The 21,068-nt window shown below is 59.9% G+C and carries 16 protein-coding genes, 1 tRNA gene and 1 CRISPR repeat array; of the genes, 7 read left to right on the forward strand and 10 right to left on the reverse strand.

Annotated elements, in window-relative coordinates:
• Window positions 1-91 precede the first annotated feature (91 nt).
• The 3 genes from QP305_RS05645 to QP305_RS05655 all read right to left on the reverse strand — a co-directional run bounded on the left by QP305_RS05645 (window position 92) and on the right by QP305_RS05655 (window position 1,517).
• On the reverse strand, window positions 92-583 hold the full coding sequence (locus tag QP305_RS05645) for an Hsp20/alpha crystallin family protein (RefSeq protein ID WP_274733460.1): 492 nt from the start codon (window positions 581-583) through the stop codon (window positions 92-94).
• Window positions 584-747: 164 nt separating this feature from the next.
• Window positions 748-1,185 (reverse strand): hypothetical protein, encoded by a 438-nt coding sequence (locus QP305_RS05650; protein ID WP_274733458.1) that lies wholly within the window; start codon window positions 1,183-1,185, stop codon window positions 748-750.
• A gap of 259 nt (window positions 1,186-1,444) precedes the next feature.
• Window positions 1,445-1,517: transfer RNA gene (locus QP305_RS05655), tRNA-Lys, on the reverse strand.
• Window positions 1,518-1,874: 357 nt separating this feature from the next.
• On the opposite strand from QP305_RS05655, the gene QP305_RS05660 reads away from it, so the two are divergent.
• Both QP305_RS05660 and QP305_RS05665 read left to right on the forward strand, forming a co-directional pair.
• Window positions 1,875-4,646, forward strand: coding sequence for a DEAD/DEAH box helicase (locus QP305_RS05660; RefSeq protein ID WP_274778570.1), 2,772 nt, complete (start codon window positions 1,875-1,877; stop codon window positions 4,644-4,646).
• Between the two features lie 193 nt (window positions 4,647-4,839).
• Window positions 4,840-5,700 (forward strand): YggS family pyridoxal phosphate-dependent enzyme, encoded by an 861-nt coding sequence (locus tag QP305_RS05665; RefSeq protein WP_274733455.1) that lies wholly within the window; start codon window positions 4,840-4,842, stop codon window positions 5,698-5,700.
• Here QP305_RS05665 and QP305_RS05670 read toward each other — a convergent pair.
• Genes QP305_RS05670 through QP305_RS05680 form a run of 3 tightly spaced genes read right to left on the reverse strand, consistent with a single transcriptional unit; the run spans window position 5,697 to window position 8,658 of the window.
• A complete protein-coding gene (locus QP305_RS05670; RefSeq protein ID WP_274733453.1) occupies window positions 5,697-6,530 on the reverse strand; it encodes an ABC transporter ATP-binding protein in 834 nt (277 codons plus the stop codon). The genes QP305_RS05665 and QP305_RS05670 overlap by 4 nt on opposite strands.
• A 2-nt stretch (window positions 6,531-6,532) precedes the next feature.
• Window positions 6,533-7,597 (reverse strand): FecCD family ABC transporter permease, encoded by a 1,065-nt coding sequence (locus tag QP305_RS05675; RefSeq protein ID WP_274733451.1) that lies wholly within the window; start codon window positions 7,595-7,597, stop codon window positions 6,533-6,535.
• Window positions 7,594-8,658, reverse strand: coding sequence for a FecCD family ABC transporter permease (locus QP305_RS05680; protein WP_274733450.1), 1,065 nt, complete (start codon window positions 8,656-8,658; stop codon window positions 7,594-7,596). The genes QP305_RS05675 and QP305_RS05680 overlap by 4 nt, the downstream gene beginning before the upstream one ends.
• A 134-nt stretch (window positions 8,659-8,792) precedes the next feature.
• Here QP305_RS05680 and QP305_RS05685 point away from each other — a divergent pair, with 134 nt between their 5' ends.
• Entirely contained in the window at window positions 8,793-9,833 is a 1,041-nt protein-coding gene (locus QP305_RS05685; RefSeq protein ID WP_284904465.1) for an iron-siderophore ABC transporter substrate-binding protein, read from the forward strand.
• 217 nt (window positions 9,834-10,050) lie between these two features.
• On the opposite strand, the gene cas5e is transcribed toward QP305_RS05685, so the two are convergent.
• Genes cas5e through QP305_RS05705 form a run of 4 tightly spaced genes read right to left on the reverse strand, consistent with a single transcriptional unit; the run spans window position 10,051 to window position 14,156 of the window.
• Window positions 10,051-10,776 (reverse strand): type I-E CRISPR-associated protein Cas5/CasD, encoded by a 726-nt coding sequence (cas5e, locus tag QP305_RS05690; protein WP_284904466.1) that lies wholly within the window; start codon window positions 10,774-10,776, stop codon window positions 10,051-10,053.
• Window positions 10,769-11,878: a type I-E CRISPR-associated protein Cas7/Cse4/CasC gene (locus tag QP305_RS05695; RefSeq protein WP_284904467.1), complete on the reverse strand. Its 1,110-nt coding sequence runs from the start codon at window positions 11,876-11,878 to the stop codon at window positions 10,769-10,771. The genes cas5e and QP305_RS05695 overlap by 8 nt, the downstream gene beginning before the upstream one ends.
• Window positions 11,879-11,901: 23 nt before the next feature.
• Window positions 11,902-12,531: a type I-E CRISPR-associated protein Cse2/CasB gene (casB, locus tag QP305_RS05700; RefSeq protein ID WP_284904469.1), complete on the reverse strand. Its 630-nt coding sequence runs from the start codon at window positions 12,529-12,531 to the stop codon at window positions 11,902-11,904.
• Between the two features lie 2 nt (window positions 12,532-12,533).
• Entirely contained in the window at window positions 12,534-14,156 is a 1,623-nt protein-coding gene (locus tag QP305_RS05705) for a type I-E CRISPR-associated protein Cse1/CasA (RefSeq protein WP_284904470.1), read from the reverse strand.
• 251 nt (window positions 14,157-14,407) lie between these two features.
• Between QP305_RS05705 and cas6e the strand changes: the two genes are divergently transcribed.
• From cas6e to cas2e, 4 genes are read left to right on the forward strand one after another with little or no spacing between them, the layout of a single operon-like run.
• Window positions 14,408-15,085 carry a type I-E CRISPR-associated protein Cas6/Cse3/CasE gene (gene cas6e / locus QP305_RS05710; protein WP_284904471.1) on the forward strand — a complete coding sequence of 226 codons (678 nt, stop codon included), beginning with the start codon at window positions 14,408-14,410 and terminating at the stop codon, window positions 15,083-15,085.
• Entirely contained in the window at window positions 15,082-17,778 is a 2,697-nt protein-coding gene (cas3, locus tag QP305_RS05715) for a CRISPR-associated helicase Cas3' (RefSeq protein ID WP_284904472.1), read from the forward strand. The genes cas6e and cas3 overlap by 4 nt, the downstream gene beginning before the upstream one ends.
• A gap of 2 nt (window positions 17,779-17,780) precedes the next feature.
• The gene (cas1e, locus tag QP305_RS05720; protein ID WP_284904474.1) at window positions 17,781-18,725 is read left to right on the forward strand and encodes a type I-E CRISPR-associated endonuclease Cas1e; all 945 of its coding nucleotides are present in this window, start codon (window positions 17,781-17,783) and stop codon (window positions 18,723-18,725) included.
• Between the two features lie 7 nt (window positions 18,726-18,732).
• Window positions 18,733-19,212 (forward strand): type I-E CRISPR-associated endoribonuclease Cas2e, encoded by a 480-nt coding sequence (gene cas2e / locus QP305_RS05725; RefSeq protein WP_284904476.1) that lies wholly within the window; start codon window positions 18,733-18,735, stop codon window positions 19,210-19,212.
• Window positions 19,213-19,344: 132 nt separating this feature from the next.
• Window positions 19,345-21,020: direct repeats of the CRISPR family, unit length 29 nt; unit sequence CTCTTCCCCGCGCGAGCGGGGGTAATTCC.
• The last annotated feature ends 48 nt before the right edge of the window (window positions 21,021-21,068 follow it).

Raw genomic sequence — 21,068 nt, forward strand, 5'->3', positions numbered from 1 at the left:
CTCACATCCGCGCCAGTGGCCTGGATGCTTATTTAGTGCCAGCATGTACCACGCTTGGGTACCATTCCTTGCACATTTTTATGCTGCAGATTTATGCTGCAGAGCCGGCCTGCTTTTCTTCTGACTTCTGCGCAGCAGGCGATGCGGCGGTAGCCTTGCCCGAACCAATCTGGACCTTACGCCCCTGCGAACCCGCGGTGGTCTTCACCGAAACGGTGAGAACCCCATCGTTGAGATGTGCATCTACCGTGGTGGTATCCACAGCCTGATCGAAGCCCAGGGTGCGAGAAACGGAACGAGTGCGGGTGCCGCCCTCAATTTCTTCTTCCTGCGCAGCCTTGAGGGTGATGTGATCCGGGTAAACGTTCAGGTCAATATCATCTGCGCTAAAGCCCGGAACATCGAAGAGGACTTCGTAGCCATCCTCGGTTTGCTTGAGTTGCGAACGGTACTCTAGCGCGAGATTCTCCAGATCGGAACGCCGCCCGTTGACCATCCGAGTAGGAACGGCAAAAAAGCCATCAAAGGGGCTGAGGAAACGGTCCATTGCTGTGGACATCGTGCGATCAATATCGTATGCCATGGTCAATCCTTCTTTCACTTCTATGAACGACGACGCCGCGCGCCTTTCGGCGCCCGGGCCTATCGCCCTGACATCAATCCCAACCCCCACGGACTTATCTTTGTTCCACTCAGTAGCTATTGTCCACTCTAGGCTCAATAGTTATTGAGTCACTTACGCTCAACTTAGGAAATATGGGAATCCCGGAGAAGAATCACAAAGAAAAGGAGGCCGGCTCCGGCAAGCGCGGCCCCCAATCCGGTGTAAAAGAAGGCGATGAAGGAGTTGGGCAGCAGCCCGCTGGCCCGCACGGCTATGCCTCCGCCCATCATGACGGCCATGAGGAGGTAGGAACGCACATCGAAGAAATGCCAGAAAGGCCGTGCCGGGCGCGGATGGGAGCGAATGCGCCGGATATGCCTCCCGGCAACCTTGGCGAACATCGCTCCGAAGGCGGCGAGAACGAGCGGGGGAAGCAGGCAGATCCACGGCGCACCCAAGGCCGATTCCGCGAAGCTCTCCACTCCAATTCGGGCAACATTTACTCCAGCCAGGCACCACACTCCGCCCGCGAGGGCGATGAGCCCAGTCTTAGAGATATGGAAATAAGGACAATCACTCATCATCGCTCCATAACTGGTAGCCGCGCATTCCTCTCGCGCGATTCGCACCGTTCGCTACCAAGAATAACGCGACACATGTCGCTTAGATAGTCGCGGGTACGGAGTGTGATTTCGCCCTGCGCGTAGGTGCCGGGGGGTTCAGTGGGTGTATTCCGTGGAGGTGGTGGCGTAAAAACAATCCACAACGTACGCTGTGCACGTGCGAGTTTTCGCCATGCTGACGCGAAAAACCCCGCAGCTTGGAACTGCGGGGCCGTTGTACACCGCCTGGGACTCGAACCCAGAACCCACTGATTAAGAGTCAGTTGCTCTGCCAATTGAGCTAGCGGTGCTCGTTATTCTTTTATGTTTGCCGCCCGCGGCGACGAATAGATACTTTACCCAGGGCCGCCGCCCAGTGCAAGTCAAGAACCCTATCTCAGGCTGTTTCCTCCCTCACATCGCATCCCCCACCGCCCGATACGCGCGAAATGCCGCGCTTTGCGCCGTCGTACAAACCGGCTCCCACCCAATTGACGCGCCCCGTAACCCACTGATTAAGGGCCCGCACCCAACCCTTAACCCACAGGTTAAGGGTCCGCTAAGCCACAGGTTAGGGGTCCGCTCACCCGGAGGTTCAAGGATCCGCACCGCGCCCCGCAGCAGTTCCGGCCAATTTTTATGTCGTAGGAGTGTGGCACCCTTAAGTCATGAGTTCACAACAGTCAGATCAGCCCGGGGCCGCGGCGCTGCGCCCTCGTCCGCAACTCAATGTTGCCCTGGACCTTCTGGAGGATAAGTATGGGCTCAACCCGCCTGATGATGCCCTTTATGAGGCTTTCACCCAGTGGGCGGAAAGCACCGGCCGGCCGCTCTACCCCCATCAGGAAGAAGCGTTGCTCGCCGCTATTGATGACGCTCATATGATCGTCTCCACCCCCACCGGTTCAGGTAAGTCGCTCATCGCGCTCACCGCTATTTTCTGCGGTCTCGCGCGCGGGAAAACCGCGTATTACACCGCGCCTCTCAAGGCCCTGGTATCGGAGAAGTTTTTTGAACTCATCAATGTTTTCGGTGCGGATAACGTGGGGATGGTAACCGGGGATTCCACCATTAACCCCGGGGCTCCCGTAGTGTGTGCCACCGCGGAAATCGTGGCGAATCTGAGCTTGCGGGAGGGCGCCGCGGCGGATATCGGCGTGCTGGTCCAAGATGAATTCCACTATTACTCGGATCCGCAACGCGGTTGGGCCTGGCAGGTTCCCCTCCTGGAACTCACCCGCACCCAGCAGGTGCTCCTCTCCGCCACCCTGGGGGATACCACCTGGCTGGCAGAAGATCTTGAGAAGCGCACCGGGCGCGCCGTCGAACTCATGAGTAACGCGGAACGGCCGGTGCCGCTCTCTTTCTCTTATTCCTATCAGCCACTCGGTGAACTCCTCCTGGAACTCACCTCCACGCATCGCGCGCCCGTCTATGTGGTGCATTTTTCGCAGCGGGAGGCAGTAGCACAGGCCCAAGCCCTCCTCACCCACGCCCTCGTTTCCAAGGAACAGAAAGCCCGCATCCACGAAGCCCTCGGAGATTTTTCCTTCGGGCCCGGTTTCGGGAAAATTCTCTCCAAGCTGCTCCGTTCCGGTATTGGCGTGCACCACGCGGGCCTCCTCCCCCGCTACCGGCGCCTCGTGGAAAAGCTGGCACAGGCCGGGTTACTGCCGGTCATCTCCGGTACGGATACCCTCGGGGTGGGCATTAACGTTCCTATTCGCACCGTTGTCATGACCGGGCTGGCTAAATTTGATGGCCAACGCAATCGCCACCTGAGTGCACGTGAATTTCACCAGATCGCAGGCCGGGCCGGGCGGGCCGGATTCGATACGAAGGGTGATGTTATTGTGCAGGCACCCGAATTTGAAATTGAAAATGCGCGGCTGGTGGCCCGCGCCGGGGATGATCCGGTCAAACAGCGTCGCATCCAAAAGAAGAAGCCGCCGGAAAATACAGTACTGTGGTCGGAAAAGACTTTTGAGTATCTCAAAGGCGCAGCTCCGGAAACCCTGACGTCCCACATGCGGGTATCCCACTCGCTCATGCTCAATTTGTTCCAGCGGCCGGGGGATAATGTCGCGGCCGTAACCAAGTTACTCACGGATAATCACGAACCGCGCACGGCTTCCAACCAACTCATCCGGCAAGCCACCCGCATTTACATGTCTCTCGAGCGGGCGGGCGTTATCCTGCACCGTACTCCGCAGTGGCTAGCGGAGCACCCGGACCATTCCCCCATCGAATACGCACGCGAAGTTCCTGATGACTTCTCCTTGAACCAACCGCTGGCACCCTTTGCGCTGGCCGCGCTGGATATCCTTGATCCGGATAGCCCGGAGTACGCCCTCGATGTCATCTCGGTGATCGAAGCGGTCCAGGATAACCCCATGCAGGTCCTCTACGCGCAGGAACGCGCAGCGCGCGGGCGCGCAATCGGGCGAATGAAAGCCGCTGGCATCGGCTATGACGAACGCATGGCCGAAGCCGATAAAACCACCTGGCCCCAACCGCTCGCGGAAGAACTCGGTGCGGCACTCCAGATCTACCGGCAAACCAATCCCTGGGTGGATGACTTCCAGCTCTCCCCCAAATCCATCGTGCGGGAAATGATCGAAAACGCGATCACCTTCTCGGAATTTATTTCCCGTTATGACCTGGCCCGTTCCGAAGGCACGTTGCTGCGCTACCTCACAGATACCTACAAGGCGCTGCGCCAAACGGTGCCGCTGGAGGCCCGCACCCAGGATCTTGAGGATATGACCGCCTGGCTGGGCAGCCTGGTACGCTCGGTGGATTCCAGCCTGCTCGACGAATGGGAAGCCCTGCGTGATGGCCGCATTACCACCGCAGACATCACCAATCTTGACAGCAGCACCGGCGGAGCTCGCGAACGCGCTTTCGGTGCTGATGAAGATGGAAAGGTCACGCTCTCGCGCAGCCCGCACGCGCTACGCGTCTCCATCCGCAATGCGCTCTTCCGTTTCGTGGAAGCCGTAGCACACGAAAATCTCGACTGGCTTGATAGGGCGGCACTCGATGATGGGGCCGGCGTGGCCCGCGGGGAAGGTATCCCGCTCTGGGTGGGCGGCCCGGTCTGGGATGGCGATGCCTGGATGGATGCCACCGATGCTTATTTCGATTCCTACCAGGAGATCGGCACCGGTGCCGAAGCACGCTCCGCCCAACTCGTCACCGTGCTCGAACACCCCGACCGCGCCGATTTCATCACCGCCGGAGTTCCGGCAGCCCACGTGGATAGCGTCATGGACAACCTCACCACCGCCACCGGGCGTCTGCGTGCCTGGTTGGTGCGTCAAGTTTTTGACGACGGCGCAGGTGACAACTCGTGGGGATTCTGGGCAGTTGTGGACCTCGAGGCAAGCGATGAAGCCGGACACGCCATCCTCGACATTATTAGCGTGGGAGAACTATGAGCCCGCTGCACCCGCCACCACTACCCCGGTGATGAGATATACGCCGATTCGGAAAACGCGGCACCAGTTCTGAGACCGTGTCATTAGTTCTGAGACCGTGCCATCAGTTCTGAGACCATTTCCCCAGTTCGCGGTGCAGAGATCTACCATAAACAGCGGCTGATACACGATACCTGTGGAGTTGATACAAACCATGACACATACGGAGCAGGGCAGGCTTGCTCACCTCGCCGAATTGTCCAGCATAGTCCCAACCGCGGAGGAGATCCCCGACCGCATCAACCTGGTGCGTGATGCTCTGCGCGGAGCGGAAGAAGCTGCCGGCATACCGCTCGGTACCGCTCGGCTCCAAATCGTCGTGAAACACCAGTCCATCACCGCCATTCACGCTGCGCTTGCCGCCGGATCCCGCCTCATGGGCCAAAACTTCATCCAACAACTCCAAGACGTAGAAACCCAGCTCGCAACACCCAGCACGGGTGCAGGCCCATCGGCACGCCTCATCCACGACGCCAGCGCTTGGGAAGGCAGCGGCATCACCCCGGCCAGCGCCGGAAACCCACCCCACTGGACCCATGTCATCGGCCACGTGCAATCGAATAAAGCCGGGCGCGCCCTCGAACTGGCCGATTGCATCGAAACTGTGGATAGTCTGAAACTTGCCCAGCGCCTCAACCGGCTGCAAGGCCGCTTGCGCGAAGAAGGCCACGCCCACGGCCCCTTCTCCATTTACGTCCAGGTCAACTCCTCCGGAGCAGCCAGCCAGTACGGAGTGGAACCCCACCAGGTAGAAGAACTGGTAGGGCAGATCGCCGAACTCCCCCACTTGCGGGTCGATGGCCTCATGACCATCGGAGCCAATACCACTGATGAACGGAAGATCGCCCACTCCTTCGCGCTTGTGCGTGAACTGCGGGATAAGCTCCAGCGCGAGCACCCCAGCGTACAGGAACTCTCCATGGGAATGACCCACGACATGAGCATCGCCGTGGCCGAAGGCTCCACCCAGGTACGTGTGGGCAGCGCCATCTTCGGGCCCCGGCCCGCGGCCTAAATACCTGCCGAAACCGGCACCACCATCGGGGTGCCCGTCACCGGATCCGGGATAACTACCGCAGTTATCCCGTAGATTTCCGCAATGTTTTCCGGAGTGAAAACCTCGACAGCCGAACCCGAAAAAGCAATACGCCCATCCTTCATCGCGATGATATGAGTGGCGTAACGCGCCGCCTGATTCAGATCGTGCAGGACCGCCACCAGAGTGCGGCCCTCTCGATTCAGTCGAGCACACAAGTCCAAGAGCTCAATCTGGTAAGCGATATCCAGATACGTCGTCGGCTCATCCAAAAAAATAATCGGTGTGTCTTGGGCCAGAACCATCGCCACCCACACCCGCTGGCGTTCTCCACCCGAGAGCTCCCCCAGCAACGCATCAGCAAAATCCGCGGTACCCGTAGCCGCCAAAGCCCGAGCAACCGCCTCCTCATCACGTGCCGAAGGCCGCGCAAACAAACCCTGGTGCGGGTAACGCCCCCGAGCCACCAGCTCGGCAACCGTAATACCCTCCGGAACATGCGGAGACTGCGGCAACAACGCAAGTTCCCGCGCGAAATCCCGCGAGCCCATCGCCGCAATATCTCGCCCATCCAGCAGCACCCGGCCGCTCGCGGGCGAAAGTAACCGTGCCAAACCGCGTAGCAGCGTGGACTTCCCACACCCGTTCGCCCCCACGATCACCGTGAACGAGCCATCCGGGATCTCCACATTCAGATCCCGCGCCACGGCGACATCCCCATAGCCCAGGCTCAGATCAACACTGCGCAAACGCGCCGCACCGGCCGGGCCAGCCGCACCCACGTTCACGCCACCGCTGTTGCCACGCATATTCATCGTCCCTTCCGTTGCGACATCACCACAACCAGCACATAAAGGCCACCGACCACCGTGGTAATTGCACCCACCGGAACCGGCCGAGCCAGGGCATATTGGGCGAAAAGATCAGCCAGGAACAAAATCGAGGCACCCGCTAGCGCGCTATGCACCAGCGAAATTCCGCGTCGCCCCGCCGCCATCCGCCCCACCTGCGGAGCAGCCAGAGCCACAAAAGCAATAGGTCCGGCCGCCGCCGTCACCACACAGGTCAAAGCGATACCAACCGCGAGGATCCCCCGGCGCGCCTTCTCGACCGACAAGCCGTGTGCAGCTGCGGCGTCGTCGCCTAATTCCAGCTGCCGCAACGGCCGCACGCAACACGCCACAAACGGAAGCAACAACACCAAGAAAACCAGCGCGGGCCCGATCTTCGCCCACGATGCCTGCCCGAGCGTTCCGGCGCCCCACACCGCGAGGCTGAGCGCCACCTCATCCGAGGCCCGCAAGAGCAGCCAGGTATTCGCCGCGCTGAGCATCGCCGTCATACCGATTCCCACAATAATGAGACGGAACCCGGACACGCCGTTGCGGTAGGCCAGCGCGTAAATCATTATTCCGACGACGACGCCACCTGCCAGCGCCCCCATACTCACCGCAACAGCTCCACCCACCAGGAAAGTCCGGGTGAGAATAACGCCGGTATAGGCACCGGCATTGAATCCGATAATATCCGGCGAGCCGAGCGGGTTTCGGGTGAGAATTTGGAAGAGCGCACCCGAAAGCCCGAGCGCTGCCCCGAAGGCCACCGCGGCGAGGATCCGTGGCAGGCGCCAGGTTAGAACCACGTGGGCCGCGAAGTCACCGTCACCCGCGGCAACCGCGCGTATCGAATCCGGGGCGAAGCAGGCCGCCACCTCGCCCAGGCTCAGGGGCAGATCCCCGAGGAGGAGAGCCCCCACGCACCCGAAGGCCAAAGCGAAGCTCACCGCGGCCGCAACCAGGCGGGAACGGCGGCGGCGTCGTAGTGCGACGTGGCGCAGAGGGGACTTTAAAGCGGCAGGTTGGTGCGAAAAACTCATAGCGTGAAAGCCTTTCGCCGGCGCACGAGGTAGATGAGGACCGGGGCACCCAGGAAGGCGCACATGACCGACACGGGAAGTTCCCCGGTCGGGAGAATAATGCGGGCGAGGATGTCCGCGGCGAGGAGGAGGACCGGGGCCCAGAGCGCGGACAGTCCCACAATCCAACGTTGATCCGCCCCGGCAAAGGAGCGGATAGCGTGCGGGGCCATGAGACCTATGAAGGAAATAGGGCCGGCGATAGCAACCGCACCCCCGGTGAGGAGCGTCATCGCCGCAATACCGGCCAGGCGGATCACCGTGACATGAGCACCGAGTGCGCGAGCGGCGTCGTCACCGAGAGCAATGATATTGAGCGCTGGGGTGAGCACGGCAGCGGCCATGAGGCCGAAGAACAGAAGCGGAAGAACCGGCAGGATAACCTCCCAGGGGCGGTTTTCCAGCGTGCCGGCCGTCCAGACGAGGATTTCGTTGAAAGTACGCGGATCAGTCAGGCGTAGCACACCCACGATGCCGTTGAGCACGGCAGAAAGCGCCACCCCGGCCAGGATCAGGCGAACCGGATCCGCGCGACCGCTGCGGTGCGAGCCGATGAGGAGGACCGCCGCGGTGGCCAAGAGTGCACCGGCAACCGCCCACCACATGTAGATACTCGGCCGGCTAATACCCGCCACCGCGATAGCGAGAGTCACCGCGAAACCGGCACCGGCCGAAACCCCGAGGATCCCAGGTTCGGCCAGAGGATTGCGGGAAATCGCCTGGATGAGCGCGCCGGCAACCCCGAGAGCTGCACCGATGGCAAGGGCGGCGACCGTACGAGGCGGACGCAAGGTAAGCACTGCTTGCGCGTCCATGGAATCGCGTTCTGCCCCGGAGATGATAGTAAACAGTGTTCCCGGGGAGATGGGGCGGGCGCCTATGCAAATGGAGAGGAGCGCCAGCACCGCGACAGCGATGATCCCAGTGGTGAGGGCCGCGGCCCGCCGGCGCGCGGTGGTGCGGCCGGGAGCAGGGCAGGCGCGGCGTCGTGCCGAAAAACGGTGGTGGACGGTGCTGTTCATAACGAGAACAGGCTACCCCAATTAAACAACGCCAGCGTATCCTAATAGGGCATCTGTGGTTTCAGTGACAACCACACGACCACCGCAGCCGCAGGTGCGTCCGGCCGCGAGTGCGGCATCCACGAAAGGAAGTTATGAAGAAGTCCCTGACCGCGTGGGCGGGCACCGTTCTGGTGGCTTGCCTGGCTTTTGCCGGATGCGGTTCTCAGAAGAGTAATGATTCTGCCAATTCCTCGGCGTCCCCTGCCTCCTCCTCCGCGGCGGCAAGCTCCGCTACGGACGGGAATGCCGCGACCGAGGCGTTATTCCCCGCGACAATTGACACGAAGTTCGGGCCCGTTACTGTCAAGGAAGCCCCGCAGCGCGTGGTCGCTCTGGGCTGGGGCGATGCCGAAGTGGCGCTCTCGCTGGGCGTGCAGCCGGTGGGCGCGGCTGACTGGCTGGCTTTCGGCGGCAATGGCGTGGGCCCGTGGGTGAGCGAATCGTATGAGAAGGCCCCGGAAATCCTGGGCACAATGGAGCTGTCGTACGAGAAGATCGCGGCGCTCAAGCCGGATCTTATTCTTGACGTCAAGACTTCGGGCGATAAGGAACGCCACGATAAGCTTTCCCAGATTGCGCCGACGGTCTCGCTGCCGGAGGGCGCGGATAATTGGCTGACCTCCACGAAGGACCAGGTCACCATGATTGGTGCGGCGCTGGGTAAGCCGAAGGCGGCCGCGGCGCAGCTGGATGCGGTGGAAAAGAAGTTCGCTGAGGTTACGGCCGCGCACCCCGATTGGAAGGGCAAGTCCGTGACCGTGGCGACGAAGACCTCCGAGGGCTGGGGTGCCTACCTGAAGGGCGATACGCGCCTGGAGTTCATGACGAAGCTGGGCTTCGTGCAGAACCCGAAGGTTCAGGAGCTGGCTCCGGCCGATGGCGGTTTTGCTGTGCAGCTCTCCGCCGAGCAGCTCGATGCTATCGATGCGGACCTTATTGCGGCGTTCCCAATTTTCATTGATACCGCGCAGATTACCGACGATGCCACCTGGCAGAAGGTCCCGGCAGTTGCTGCCGGCCACGCCTTCGTGGTGGACGGTGACCTCTCCAATGCGTTCTCCCTGGGCACCCCGGCCGCGCAGCTGTGGGCTCTGGATAAGCTGACGCCGCTTATTGAGAAGGCTGTGAAGTAAATACTCTGCGAAGTAAATACTCTCGCGGCGAACCGCCTAAGCCACCCGCTACTGGCGTGCGCATAAATAGGCACAGAGCGCCCCGGAACGACCACTTATATGAGTGATCTTTCCGGGGCGTTTTCTGTGGCGCGAAGTCACACCGTGACGCGCGGGCGGGTTCACAACCGCGACATACCGGCATTCGCCACCACTTCGCGCCGTGACGCAACGGAACCTAGCGTTCCAGCAGCTCAGCTACCCGATTGAGCCATTCCTTCCGTTCTGTCACCACGTCCACCATGCTCGCGGTGCCGGGCAATGCTCCCGGCCCGCTATCGGGCATATGTGGGGCCCGCGAATAGGTCCACAGCTGTTTTTTCGGTTTCTCGAAAGACGGGTCACACACTGGAATCCGGTTGAGCATGTCATCCTCGCCGCGTCCCAGATAGAACGGGAACGACGGCGCAAAGGCTTTCTTCCCCAAGTAGGTAACGAAAGCAGGACTGCGCAGCGCGGCATCGACCTCCTCCTGATGCCCCGGGCAGGTGACTCGCACGAGGAACTCAGCTCCGGCCAGGTAGGTGCGGTGGATGACCGCGTTCGAGTTTTGCTGATCCGGGGTGAAAGCCAGGTTTTTGTCGGAATCACTTTGTTTCCGGATCCACAACTGGCGTGTTCGGAACTTGAGCTCGTCATTGCGGAGACCGCTTTTAGTAGCGCGGGGATTAATGGTCTGGAATTCATTGATGAAACAGCCAGGACGATCAACCCTTACTGCAAAATCAGCTCCCTCCAGCCACTCTGGCCACTCTTCGCGCGGAGCACCTAAAGCGCCCGCGAGAAGACCAAGGAGACCGGACCGGGTAGGCCGAGGCTCCGAATTGACCACGTTCCCCGTCACTCGCGGCCCCGCCCAGGATTGCACGGGACCCGCTAGACGCAGGAATGTTGAATTACTCATTCTGGCCGCCCAAGATCCACGCTACCACTGTATCAACGAGGCCGTCCTTCGAGGTGGGTTCCACCCCAAACATCTCTTCCAGCTGGGGGAACGTTCCCGTGAGCGCCAGCGCCTTCCCGAAGTTATCGGGATCGAAGCGGCGAGCAGCCTGGAATTGATCCCTCAGGGCTTGCACAGACGGCTCCAGGAATCCGCCTTGGGAGCCGGTCTTCACCGGTGTTTCAAAGCTGTAGGCGCAGCGGTAACGCTGCTCTTCAGCAAGGACGACGACGGGCTGCGTGTACGGCGCGGTTGAATGCTCTTTACCGCGCGGTTGGCCGTAAATAAGAGCAGTAATCATCTCACGTAGGTTTTTCTCAGCCTCCGGCTTGCCAAAAGCGGTCCAGCTAACTTGAAGCTGCTCGCGATCAATAGTCACCGTGCGGTAGAAAATACCGCTCGTAAATTGGCTGATCCCTAGGTAGGTAGCGCCGCTGCGCGATTCTTCCCCGGCGAACTTATTCTGCTCCCGAATGTCGTCAACGGTGGAGAAATAGTCAGTGCCAATGGTAGCAGCGTGGGTGGTCACGGCAGGAGATACACTCAGTGCCGCTTCGGTACCCTTCTCAGGTTTCGCCGCAAACATACGCCCAAAAGAGGCAATGGCGAGGGAACCGGTGCATCCGTTAAGCACGAACTCCGTATCAGGATCGACTTCGCCAGCCACAACCTGCGCCGCAACCTGGATCTCTTCCCCACTCAACCAGATCGAACGATCCGCTTCAGCAGCTCCCGCACCATCATCGGCATCAGCTTTAGCCTGCTTCTTCGTGAATTGACCGACGAGAGCCCGAGCCTTTGTCAGGGCTTTCTTCGGGTCCAGATCGGGGGAAAGCTTGAGGGCGGCGTCGCGAATAACTTCCTCGAGTTTGCCAGAGCGCACTGAAACGTCAAGGCTGGCCTTTTCGTAAGCAACGCGTGCACCACGTTTGATGGCCTGCGAGGAATGCATGGCGCGGAGAACACCGCCCTCCATGAGGCGCTTGGGGGTTCCCGAATCGTCACGATTGAGATTCGAGTAGCTGATCGGAGTAAGGAAATGCAGGGTTAGGTGACGGTACATGATTGGTCCTCTCGGTTATGGTTTTAGTTTTCAGAAGCTTTGGCAGGAACGCTTTCAGATTGATCTGAAACCGCAAGTTGAGGTGCGGAATAGAATTCCTCTATTACTCGCATTCGAATGTGCTGAGATTGAGGTGACAGGCCGTTCCCCCAGCGCGCCAACGTATCGGCAATATCGAAATAATTGACGGGAGGAACTGGGCCAGGAATCGTTGAGGCCACCTCAAAAATTCGTTTGATGGATCGGGCTGCTTCTTCCATATCTTGGGTATGCAGGTAAGCCAGACGCGCGGCAATCATTCCTGGATTGTCTGGTGAAACTGATTGTGCGCGTCCGTTTTTGTTCTCAGCGGTTGCCACGCGATATGCCCACCGTCCCAAACTGTTGCGGCGCTTACCCTCACTGGAATGAGGCACCCGGTCGTATTCCGCGGCCAGGGCCGCTACCCGCAGCAAGGCATTACGCTGCTCGGGGCGCGCATTTTCGGGTGCCGCGGGTAGCACATACGGATAAGCACGCACTTGAGTAAACGGCGTCGCCCCTTGCCGAATTGCTGCACGCGCGGCGCGATAGTCAGGATCTTTACGCCGTTGCAAAATCTCGTACAGTAACGCCTTCCAAGGCTCCCGCTGCGGGGTATCTATCTGCGTCATTGTTATTTCTCCTCATAAGCCGTGGGAACATCAAATTGTTTTGTGACAGCCCGAATATGACGAGCAACATTCGAATAAACTGCCGCGAAGAGCGCCGGATCTTGACCCCGGTAGGGCGCAATCGCTTCTTCGAAAGCTCTGAGCGCAACCTGAGCAGCCCCGCCGCGAGCCATACGGATTTCTTCAGGACGCCGCTCAGCGGTTGTCACTTGAGAAAGAAAATCTTCATACGAGCGAGTGATCGAACGCCAGAAAATATCTGATGCCGAATCCCGATAGTTTTCGAGCGAGTCAAGAACGGTGGGCAAGCCGTTAGGTGCAACGGAGGCTGCCCCGCGTGCGCGTCGGAAAGGTCGGATCACGCAATAGTGCAGAGCCTGGATGAACTCTGCATGGCGCCGAACTTGGCCCTGTGCTCGATCAGATAGCCCGAAAGCCCATAGCTGCGGATCTGCCACATCAACCCGCGAGGAACGGATAACTGGAGAAGATGCGGTTCCTTCGATGTAATGGCGGATAAATACCAACCGACAGCCAGAGGAAGAAATAATGCGATCATGCGCTTCGGCCACTTGTGCCAGTCTGCCGCGGGCAGCCCACTCCACTGCGAGATCCGTCGCGTCCCTCCCTACGTCCATCCGCTGAGCCTTTAACTCGCCGGACTTATTAGGCAAATACAGGTAGAAGGGATCGCTCTGATCGCGCTCAACCCAATAAGCTTTTCGGCTCTCTTTCGTTGCTCCTGCTTCTGGGGGAACCCACGCCGGTGGAACGCCACCGATGCGCACACCGGCGAGCTCGTTATCCTCCCAGTAACAGGCAGCACTATTGGATGACCAGGTAGCCCGCCATAACGGGTGATCAGTTCCACCCCGAGATCCGGTTCGATCTGCCCATGCTGGTAAACCGTCGCCTTCTACCCATGAGCGTGGGATCATCGCTAAAAGCGTATGAAGAAGCGACGGGCCTTCCCAAATCAGTTCGGTAGCCGTCATGCCTACGCCGACAAAATGGAAACCAGGACTTCCCATTTCAGCTTTTTGACCAGCGTAAGAGTTATTTCCAGCCGGCGAATAGCAGTGATAGGCGAGAAGGTAAAGCGCTGCATCTTCCAAGGAAAGGGTATCGCGCTGCGTTAGCAGACTCCAGAATTCTTCACCTTGATCGGAGATCATGGAAGGTAGCAGCTTCTTGAGCCGCAGCTCCCCTTTCCCGAGCTTGCGCTCATTATCTTTCGCATTGCGCATCGGCTCAGCCGGCCGTTGCATAAATGGCTGCTGGTCATCGAATAACAAGGATCCCGGTGCGAGTATTTCGATGGCTTTGTCAATCGCCTCGGGTTCAAGCCCCTCCGAGAGAATGTGTTCCCATTCGATCCGGAATGGATCCCGGTGGGTGTGATTGGACTGCCTTAAAACCACGGCAACGACCGCCGCTAATAGTCGCAACTCTGCGCCATACACATAGCCCGGGACGGTCTTATCCAGGACCACCGGTTCGCGGCCCATTTTTTTGTCGGAGGGCTCTTTTAGAATATGAGCATCGAGAAGCGCATCACGAACTGTCAAGCGCCCGCGTGGCGTAACCAGTAACGGAATGTCCGTCAAAGCATTGATCTTTTCCATGCTTCCTCTCCTTTGAGATGGAATGAGACTAACAAGAGTAGAAAGCTTTGTCAATCCATTTGACCCGTCTTTACAATTACGTTCCTCCCCGCTAATATGAAACTCAAGATAAGGGAGAAACCCAGCCTCGAAAACGCTGTTACCCCCGCTTACGCGGGGAAAGCGGCCTATCTAGGCAATCCATTAGACCCTGAAATACCCACGCTAGCCGTGGAAACCGCTCGCTAAGAGCCTAGTCGACGGAGACGAATATGGCAGATCAACACACATCGGAACCCCAACCGATCTTCCTAACAAAAGTACCGGTGCACACCCTTCTCTCCCGCGTTGCCCTGCACAAACCAGAGCGCGGATGGACACTGAAGGACCCGCAAGTACGCCACCGCGCGATCATGGCGCTCTTCCCACAGACCAACGCGGAACACCCCCGGGCGGAGATGGGGATTCTTTTCCGCTTGGATCACGTTCCCGGAGATGCCCCATTCTTCCTTATCCAATCCCGCGAACCGGTGCCGCAACTCAACCTCCCCCACGAGGCCGCGATGAAAGAGGTTGAACTCAAGGAACTCCCAGCTGGAACTCCAGTTTCGTTCCGGATCGCTATCAATGCGATTCAACGCATTGGCACCGGGGGAACTCGGTCAATTCCGCTCGACGGGGAGGAACCTGCCCCCGGAGTCCCAAGTCTCTCTGAATGGCTGAGCGCAAAACTATCCCCTGCCCTCACGAATACAGAGATCATTGACGCGCGGCGAGAAGTTCTCACCACCGGTTCGGGACAAGACAAACAACGTGCTGTCCAGATTGATACGATCAACGGAGTTGCCACCGTGGGAGATAGTGGAGCACTACTCGCAGCCCAAACCAACGGGGTTGGACGTGCAAAAAGCTACGGCTGCGGACTCCTCTCCATCCAGGCACTATCGTGACGGGCACACACCCCAGCATATGGGCCAAGCAGCGCGGTACGGAAACGTCCTACCCACTTCTTGCCCACTTGCTGGATACCGCAACTACTGCCGGAGTCCTCTATGAGACTTGGCTGAGGCCCGGTCTGCGCAAAGTTCTCGGACCGGCGGGGAAACGGGAAGTGGTGGAATGGGTGGCCGGATCGCATGACATTGGAAAAGCCTGTCCGGTATTCCAGTACCAGCAAACCCAAAAGGGACCGCAGTGGGATGAGATTCGGACCGCACTCCGTACTAACGAACCGCAACTTGGTGACATTTCCGAGTGGTCTCGAAACTTCTGTGAGGATTACGCTCCCGATATCCGCCACCACCAGAAAATGTCAGCGCTCCTGCTTCATGGGACGAAGATCAATCCGGACGCATACGCAGCGCCATCGTGGAGATTCCTCTCCGCACTTGGGCATCACGGCCGCTTTGAGACCCCATCCTGGAACACTGAAGAGACCGACTACCTTTTCGAAGATATGGAAAGCACCGGCTGGCTCGCCCTGGCCGATGATCTTCTCTCCTGCTTGGAAGAAGGCATCGGCATAACCCGGGCTGATCTTCCGGCCGAGCTTTCGCCAACCGCAACAATCCTGCTTTCCGGCCTCACCGTGCTATCCGACCGCATTGCTTCGGGAACCGAATGGGTGGCCGCTCAGCAGGAACTCCTCGCGGCCGGAAAACTCACCCTTGATGATCCAGCCGGGTGGATTACCGCGTGCCGCGCCCGTGCTCGTGCCCGCATCGAAGAAACCGTCGGGGTGTACCACGGCTGGGAATCCGCAGAGCAAAGCCAACGGGCAATCCTCGGCAACCGCACACCCCGCCCACTCCAGGAAGAAGCCACCTGTGTAGGAGGCGGACTGTGGAATGTTATGGCGCCCACCGGCGTGGGCAAAACCGAAGCCGCCCTACTCCGGCACGCCACCGCGAACGAACGCCTTATTTTCCTGCTTCCCACCCAGGCCACCTCGAATGCGCTCATGCGGCGCATCCAGCGCTACTACGCAGGTACTCCCAATGTGGCTTCGCTCGCGCATTCCCTCGCCTCCACCGAAGATTTTTATAATCAACCGGTCACCATGGGGGAAAACTCCGTTGATAGCCCGCGTACCAGCAGATCCACATCCACAGAGAATGGAGCTAGCACGGCCGGCCTTTTCCCCACCGACTTCGTTCGCTCCGGAAGCTCGCGCCTCCTGGCACCCGTATGTGTCGGCACTGTGGACCAGGCACTCCTGGGCGCCCTACCGGCAAAATGGACACACCTGCGGCTCCTCGCCCTGGCCAATGCCCACGTTGTTGTGGATGAGGTTCATACGCTCGATCAGTACCAGAGCGGTCTCCTCAGCAACCTTCTGCTCTGGCTGCGCGCCACGAACACCCGGGTCACCTTCCTTTCCGCAACCCTTGCCAGCGATCAACGCGCCACTTACGTCAAGTCCTACACCGGTCAGCCCCCGGAGGGCGAAGCGCGCTTCCCCCTCCTGGAAAACCTGGACACCAACGGAACCCGGCTGCGGAGTATTCGCCCCGACGGCCAACCCCGCACCCTCACTATTGACCGCAGTACCGAAAAGTACTGCCAGCTCACCACCTCCCACCGCGATTGGGTGCGCGAACAGCGCCGGCGTTACCCCCAGGCCCGCATCGGAGTCATCTGCAATACGGTTGCGCGCGCTCAGGAGCTCACCCGAGCCCTCGCCGCCGAGGGCAACGTTGTTATCCTCCATTCCCGCATGACAGCGGAGCATCGTCGTCGTAACGCTGAACTCCTCGAACACGAAATCGGATCGGGCAGCGCGGGCGCCGCGCTCACGGTTATCGGAACCCAAGCAATCGAAGCATCGCTGGACATCGACCTCGACCTGCTCCGCACCGAGCTATGCCCGGCCGCATCCCTCATTCAGCGTGCCGGGCGCCTGTGGCGTTCTGCCGATTCGAACCGCGCCACCCGAGTGCCGGGACTGAGCGGGCCGCGAGTGTCCGTCGTCGCTATTAATGGCAGCGAGGGGCAACAGTTACCGTATCTGGCCAGTGAACTGGCACGCGTGGAGAAATGGCTTAAGAGCCATGATGACATCCGAATCCCGGAGGATTGCCAGGAATTTGTGGATACCGGCACCCTGCTGCTGGCGGATATCGAGGAAGATAAACCCGATGAACTCAATGAATTCGCGAAGAAATCGCTGGCGGCAATCCGCGCCCGGAACGCTACGTACGATATGAAGGAATGCCTGAGCGAAGGCTCCCAGGTGAAATCCTTCGCTGCCATGACGCAGCGTGATAAAAACCTCGGGGATGAGCGTTCAACCAGACTCATCGAAGTAGAAACCACCCGCCTGATTGTATGCGGTGATCCGGATATTATCCCCGGTGCGTGGACCGGTGCCCCTGAAGATTTGGTGAAGCTGCGCGGCAGTGACCGTGAAGGCATACGCCGCGCCTTGCGTGCGTCCGTTCCGGTCACCGTTACTGGTCGTGCGAAAACACTGTTTACGGATGCGACATCGCTCGAAAATGCGCCGTCGCTACTCTGCCGCTACCACGTTTTAAACGACGGCGCAGCTCATTACGACCCGCTCATCGGGCTCGTTGTGCCGGGTAGCATTCCGGATCCCAATTGCTCCGGCACGCCCACACAGCCCGCCACCGGGAAGGAGTAAACATGGCTTACTCAGATGAGGCTCTGGCCTTCCGCACTATCAAGGCGAGCGAGCAGGTACGCCTCGAGGACCGGGTTTCTTTCCTCTACCTCGAATACGTGCAAATCCGCCAATCGCGCACGGGCGTGGTGGCCTATGATGCCGGCCGGGAAGGAAAGAGCGGGTCCTTGGAAGGGACCCGCGCGCGGGCAATCCAACTCCCCGTCGCTGGGTTAGCAGTGCTTACTTTGGGCCCCGGAACCTCGATTTCGAGTGCGGCGCTCACCTCCTGCGCCCGCGCCGGAACCACTGTCCTCGTTACGGGTGGGGGCGGAGTACCGCTCTATACTCACGCCACGCCGCTGACCTCGAGTGCGCGGTGGGCTATTGCGCAGGCTCGGCTAGTGAGTAACGAAGCCCGGCAGCGCGAAGCTGCGCTGGTGCTCTACAAAAAGCAGCTGGGTGTGGAGAATGCGCCTGGTAGTTCTATTGCAACGATGCGCGGGCTGGAGGGGCAGCTCATGCGCAATACCTACCGCACGATGGCAGCAAAATATGGAACCCGGAGCTTCACGCGTGATACTTCCTCGGACGACCCGGTCAATGCCGGCCTGAACTTGGCGAATTCAATACTCTACGGGTGCGCAGCTTCGGTGTGTGCGGCGCTGGGAATCAACCCGGCGCTCGGGATTATTCACCGCGGTGATGCGCGCTCCTTACTTTTTGATCTCGCGGATCTGTACAAACCGAGCGTAACGATTCCTCTGGTGTTCGCGGCGGCGCGCGAAGATGACCCCATGACGGCGGTTCGAAAAGCGGTGCGGAGAGCTATCGTGGAGCACCGAATTCTTCCCGATATGCTCGCCACCATCATGGATATCCTCCAGCCTTTCCTCCCCGCACGCGACGACGACCGGCTTATCTCCGGAAATAACGTCGAGGTTTCCGGCCACATCCAGTACGGATAAGGAGGCTGTGTTGTTCGTTGTTGTTAATGCGGTCGCCATCCCGGATCACCTGCGTGGATACTTGAGCAGGTTTCTTTCCGAGGTGACCACCGGATTGTACGTGGGCGTTGTTTCCGCGCGAGTGCGGGACAATTTGTGGGAAAGCGCGGTGTCCGCCGCGGGTACCGGCAGCCTCACTCTTATTTATAACGACGCCGCCCGTGAGCAAGGCTTCGCTCTGCGCAGCACGGGAACCGGCAGTCGCCCAGTCCTCGATCTGGACGGCATGCTGCTTATCGGGACGGGTGCGGAGGATGCAGTTGGTAAGGAAGCGGATGACGTCGATCTGCCAGGCGCTTCGCTCAGCTCTCCCGATTCGGTTAGGACTGCGCCGATTCATCGCGAACGGAGGAGCCGGGTCCGCAAGCGCACGGTCACTATAGTCAAACGGGATCATCGAGAGCACGAGCCCGTGTGCGATAAAGATAGGCATGCCGAAATAAGCTAAATTTAAGAGGTGGGAACTAACGTGGTTGTTGCGCTCAGCGCACCGGCGTATCTCCCGGAGATCCGCAAATTTGGAACTCTGTTCCATTGCGATTCCCGGGTTCGCCGCCGATAAACAACCAGGTCAGGCGGGCTCTTCCCCGCGCGAGCGGGGGTAATTCCTACCGCCGAGCTTTGCATCGACTATAACCCAGCTCTTCCCCGCGCGAGCGGGGGTAATTCCTGGTATATCTTTAAGGCTCTGTGTGAGCCGACCTCTTCCCCGCGCGAGCGGGGGTAATTCCCGAATGGGCCTACGGGACCGCAGGCCGAGGCACTCTTCCCCGCGCGAGCGGGGGTAATTCCTTTTGTTATCTGGAAAGGAGGCAGAAGTGCCTCTCTTCCCCGCGCGAGCGGGGGTAATTCCAAATCGAAACCGAAAAGAAAAAAGTAGAGATCCTCTTCCCCGCGCGAGCGGGGGTAATTCCGCTTACCGCGAAGCGCATGGCCTGGATGAATCCTCTTCCCCGCGCGAGCGGGGGTAATTCCGAATACGCCAAGGAAGCTTCTAAAAAAGGTGACTCTTCCCCGCGCGAGCGGGGGTAATTCCTTGGATAAGGCAACTTCCGCGTTCCAAGCCCTCTCTTCCCCGCGCGAGCGGGGGTAATTCCTGTGTTCACTGCGGAAACCCAGGGCGCGTTCGCTCTTCCCCGCGCGAGCGGGGGTAATTCCCACTTGCCCCACACTCAGCGGGACACCCTCCGCTCTTCCCCGCGCGAGCGGGGGTAATTCCGGAGGGCAGAGGGCCGGGGCGGGCCGGAGGTGCTCTTCCCCGCGCGAGCGGGGGTAATTCCAGCCTGAGGCGGTCCCGCTGGTAGTGGCTTTGCTCTTCCCCGCGCGAGCGGGGGTAATTCCGCCACCGGCATCTCCAAATCCCAAGTAGACCGCTCTTCCCCGCGCGAGCGGGGGTAATTCCATTCTCTACGCGACGCCGCCGGAGTTCACGACCTCTTCCCCGCGCGAGCGGGGGTAATTCCTTCCCAGGTGGCTGTGAGCGAGCGGAAAGTCTCTCTTCCCCGCGCGAGCGGGGGTAATTCCGTCGTCTAGTTCGCCCTCATCTGGTGCGCTTGCTCTTCCCCGCGCGAGCGGGGGTAATTCCAGCGACGCGCGTAGCCCGTCGGCGGCTTCAACCTCTTCCCCGCGCGAGCGGGGGTAATTCCGGGCGCGCTCCTGTGCCTGCCCAGGTGGTCTCCTCTTCCCCGCGCGAGCGGGGGTAATTCCGCTAGTTAGTAACTGCTAACCGTAGGCGGGCGCTCTTCCCCGCGCGAGCGGGGGTAATTCCCACGCCGGGCCGTAATGATTACGAGGTTATGCCTCTTCCCCGCGCGAGCGGGGGTAATTCCGCGGAGCGTGCTTGTGTGGCTTGCAGGAACGGCTCTTCCCCGCGCGAGCGGGGGTAATTCCTTTTTGGCTTGATATCAAGGGAAAAAATGTGCCTCTTCCCCGCGCGAGCGGGGGTAATTCCGATGCGGCGGGTAGCATTGCTGCCCCGTGTGACTCTTCCCCGCGCGAGCGGGGGTAATTCCCTTCGCGGGCCTTGCCGGGCGTGCCCGCTATGCTCTTCCCCGCGCGAGCGGGGGTAATTCCGATATACGGGTCGATCTTGATCTGCCACGAGTCTCTTCCCCGCGCGAGCGGGGGTAATTCCGTTATCCCCCCGGACTTACAGGAAAAGCTGGACTCTTCCCCGCGCGAGCGGGGGTAATTCCTTGTGACCGCCTAGTCATGGAATCAAAGAATACTCTTCCCCGCGCGAGCGGGGGTAATTCCGAGTCCACGAAAACAGCATGGATAATTGGCATCTCTTCCCCGCGCGAG

Source organism: Actinotignum timonense, assembly GCF_030216305.1.
GTDB classification, from domain to species: Bacteria; Actinomycetota; Actinomycetes; order Actinomycetales; family Actinomycetaceae; genus Actinotignum; species Actinotignum timonense_A.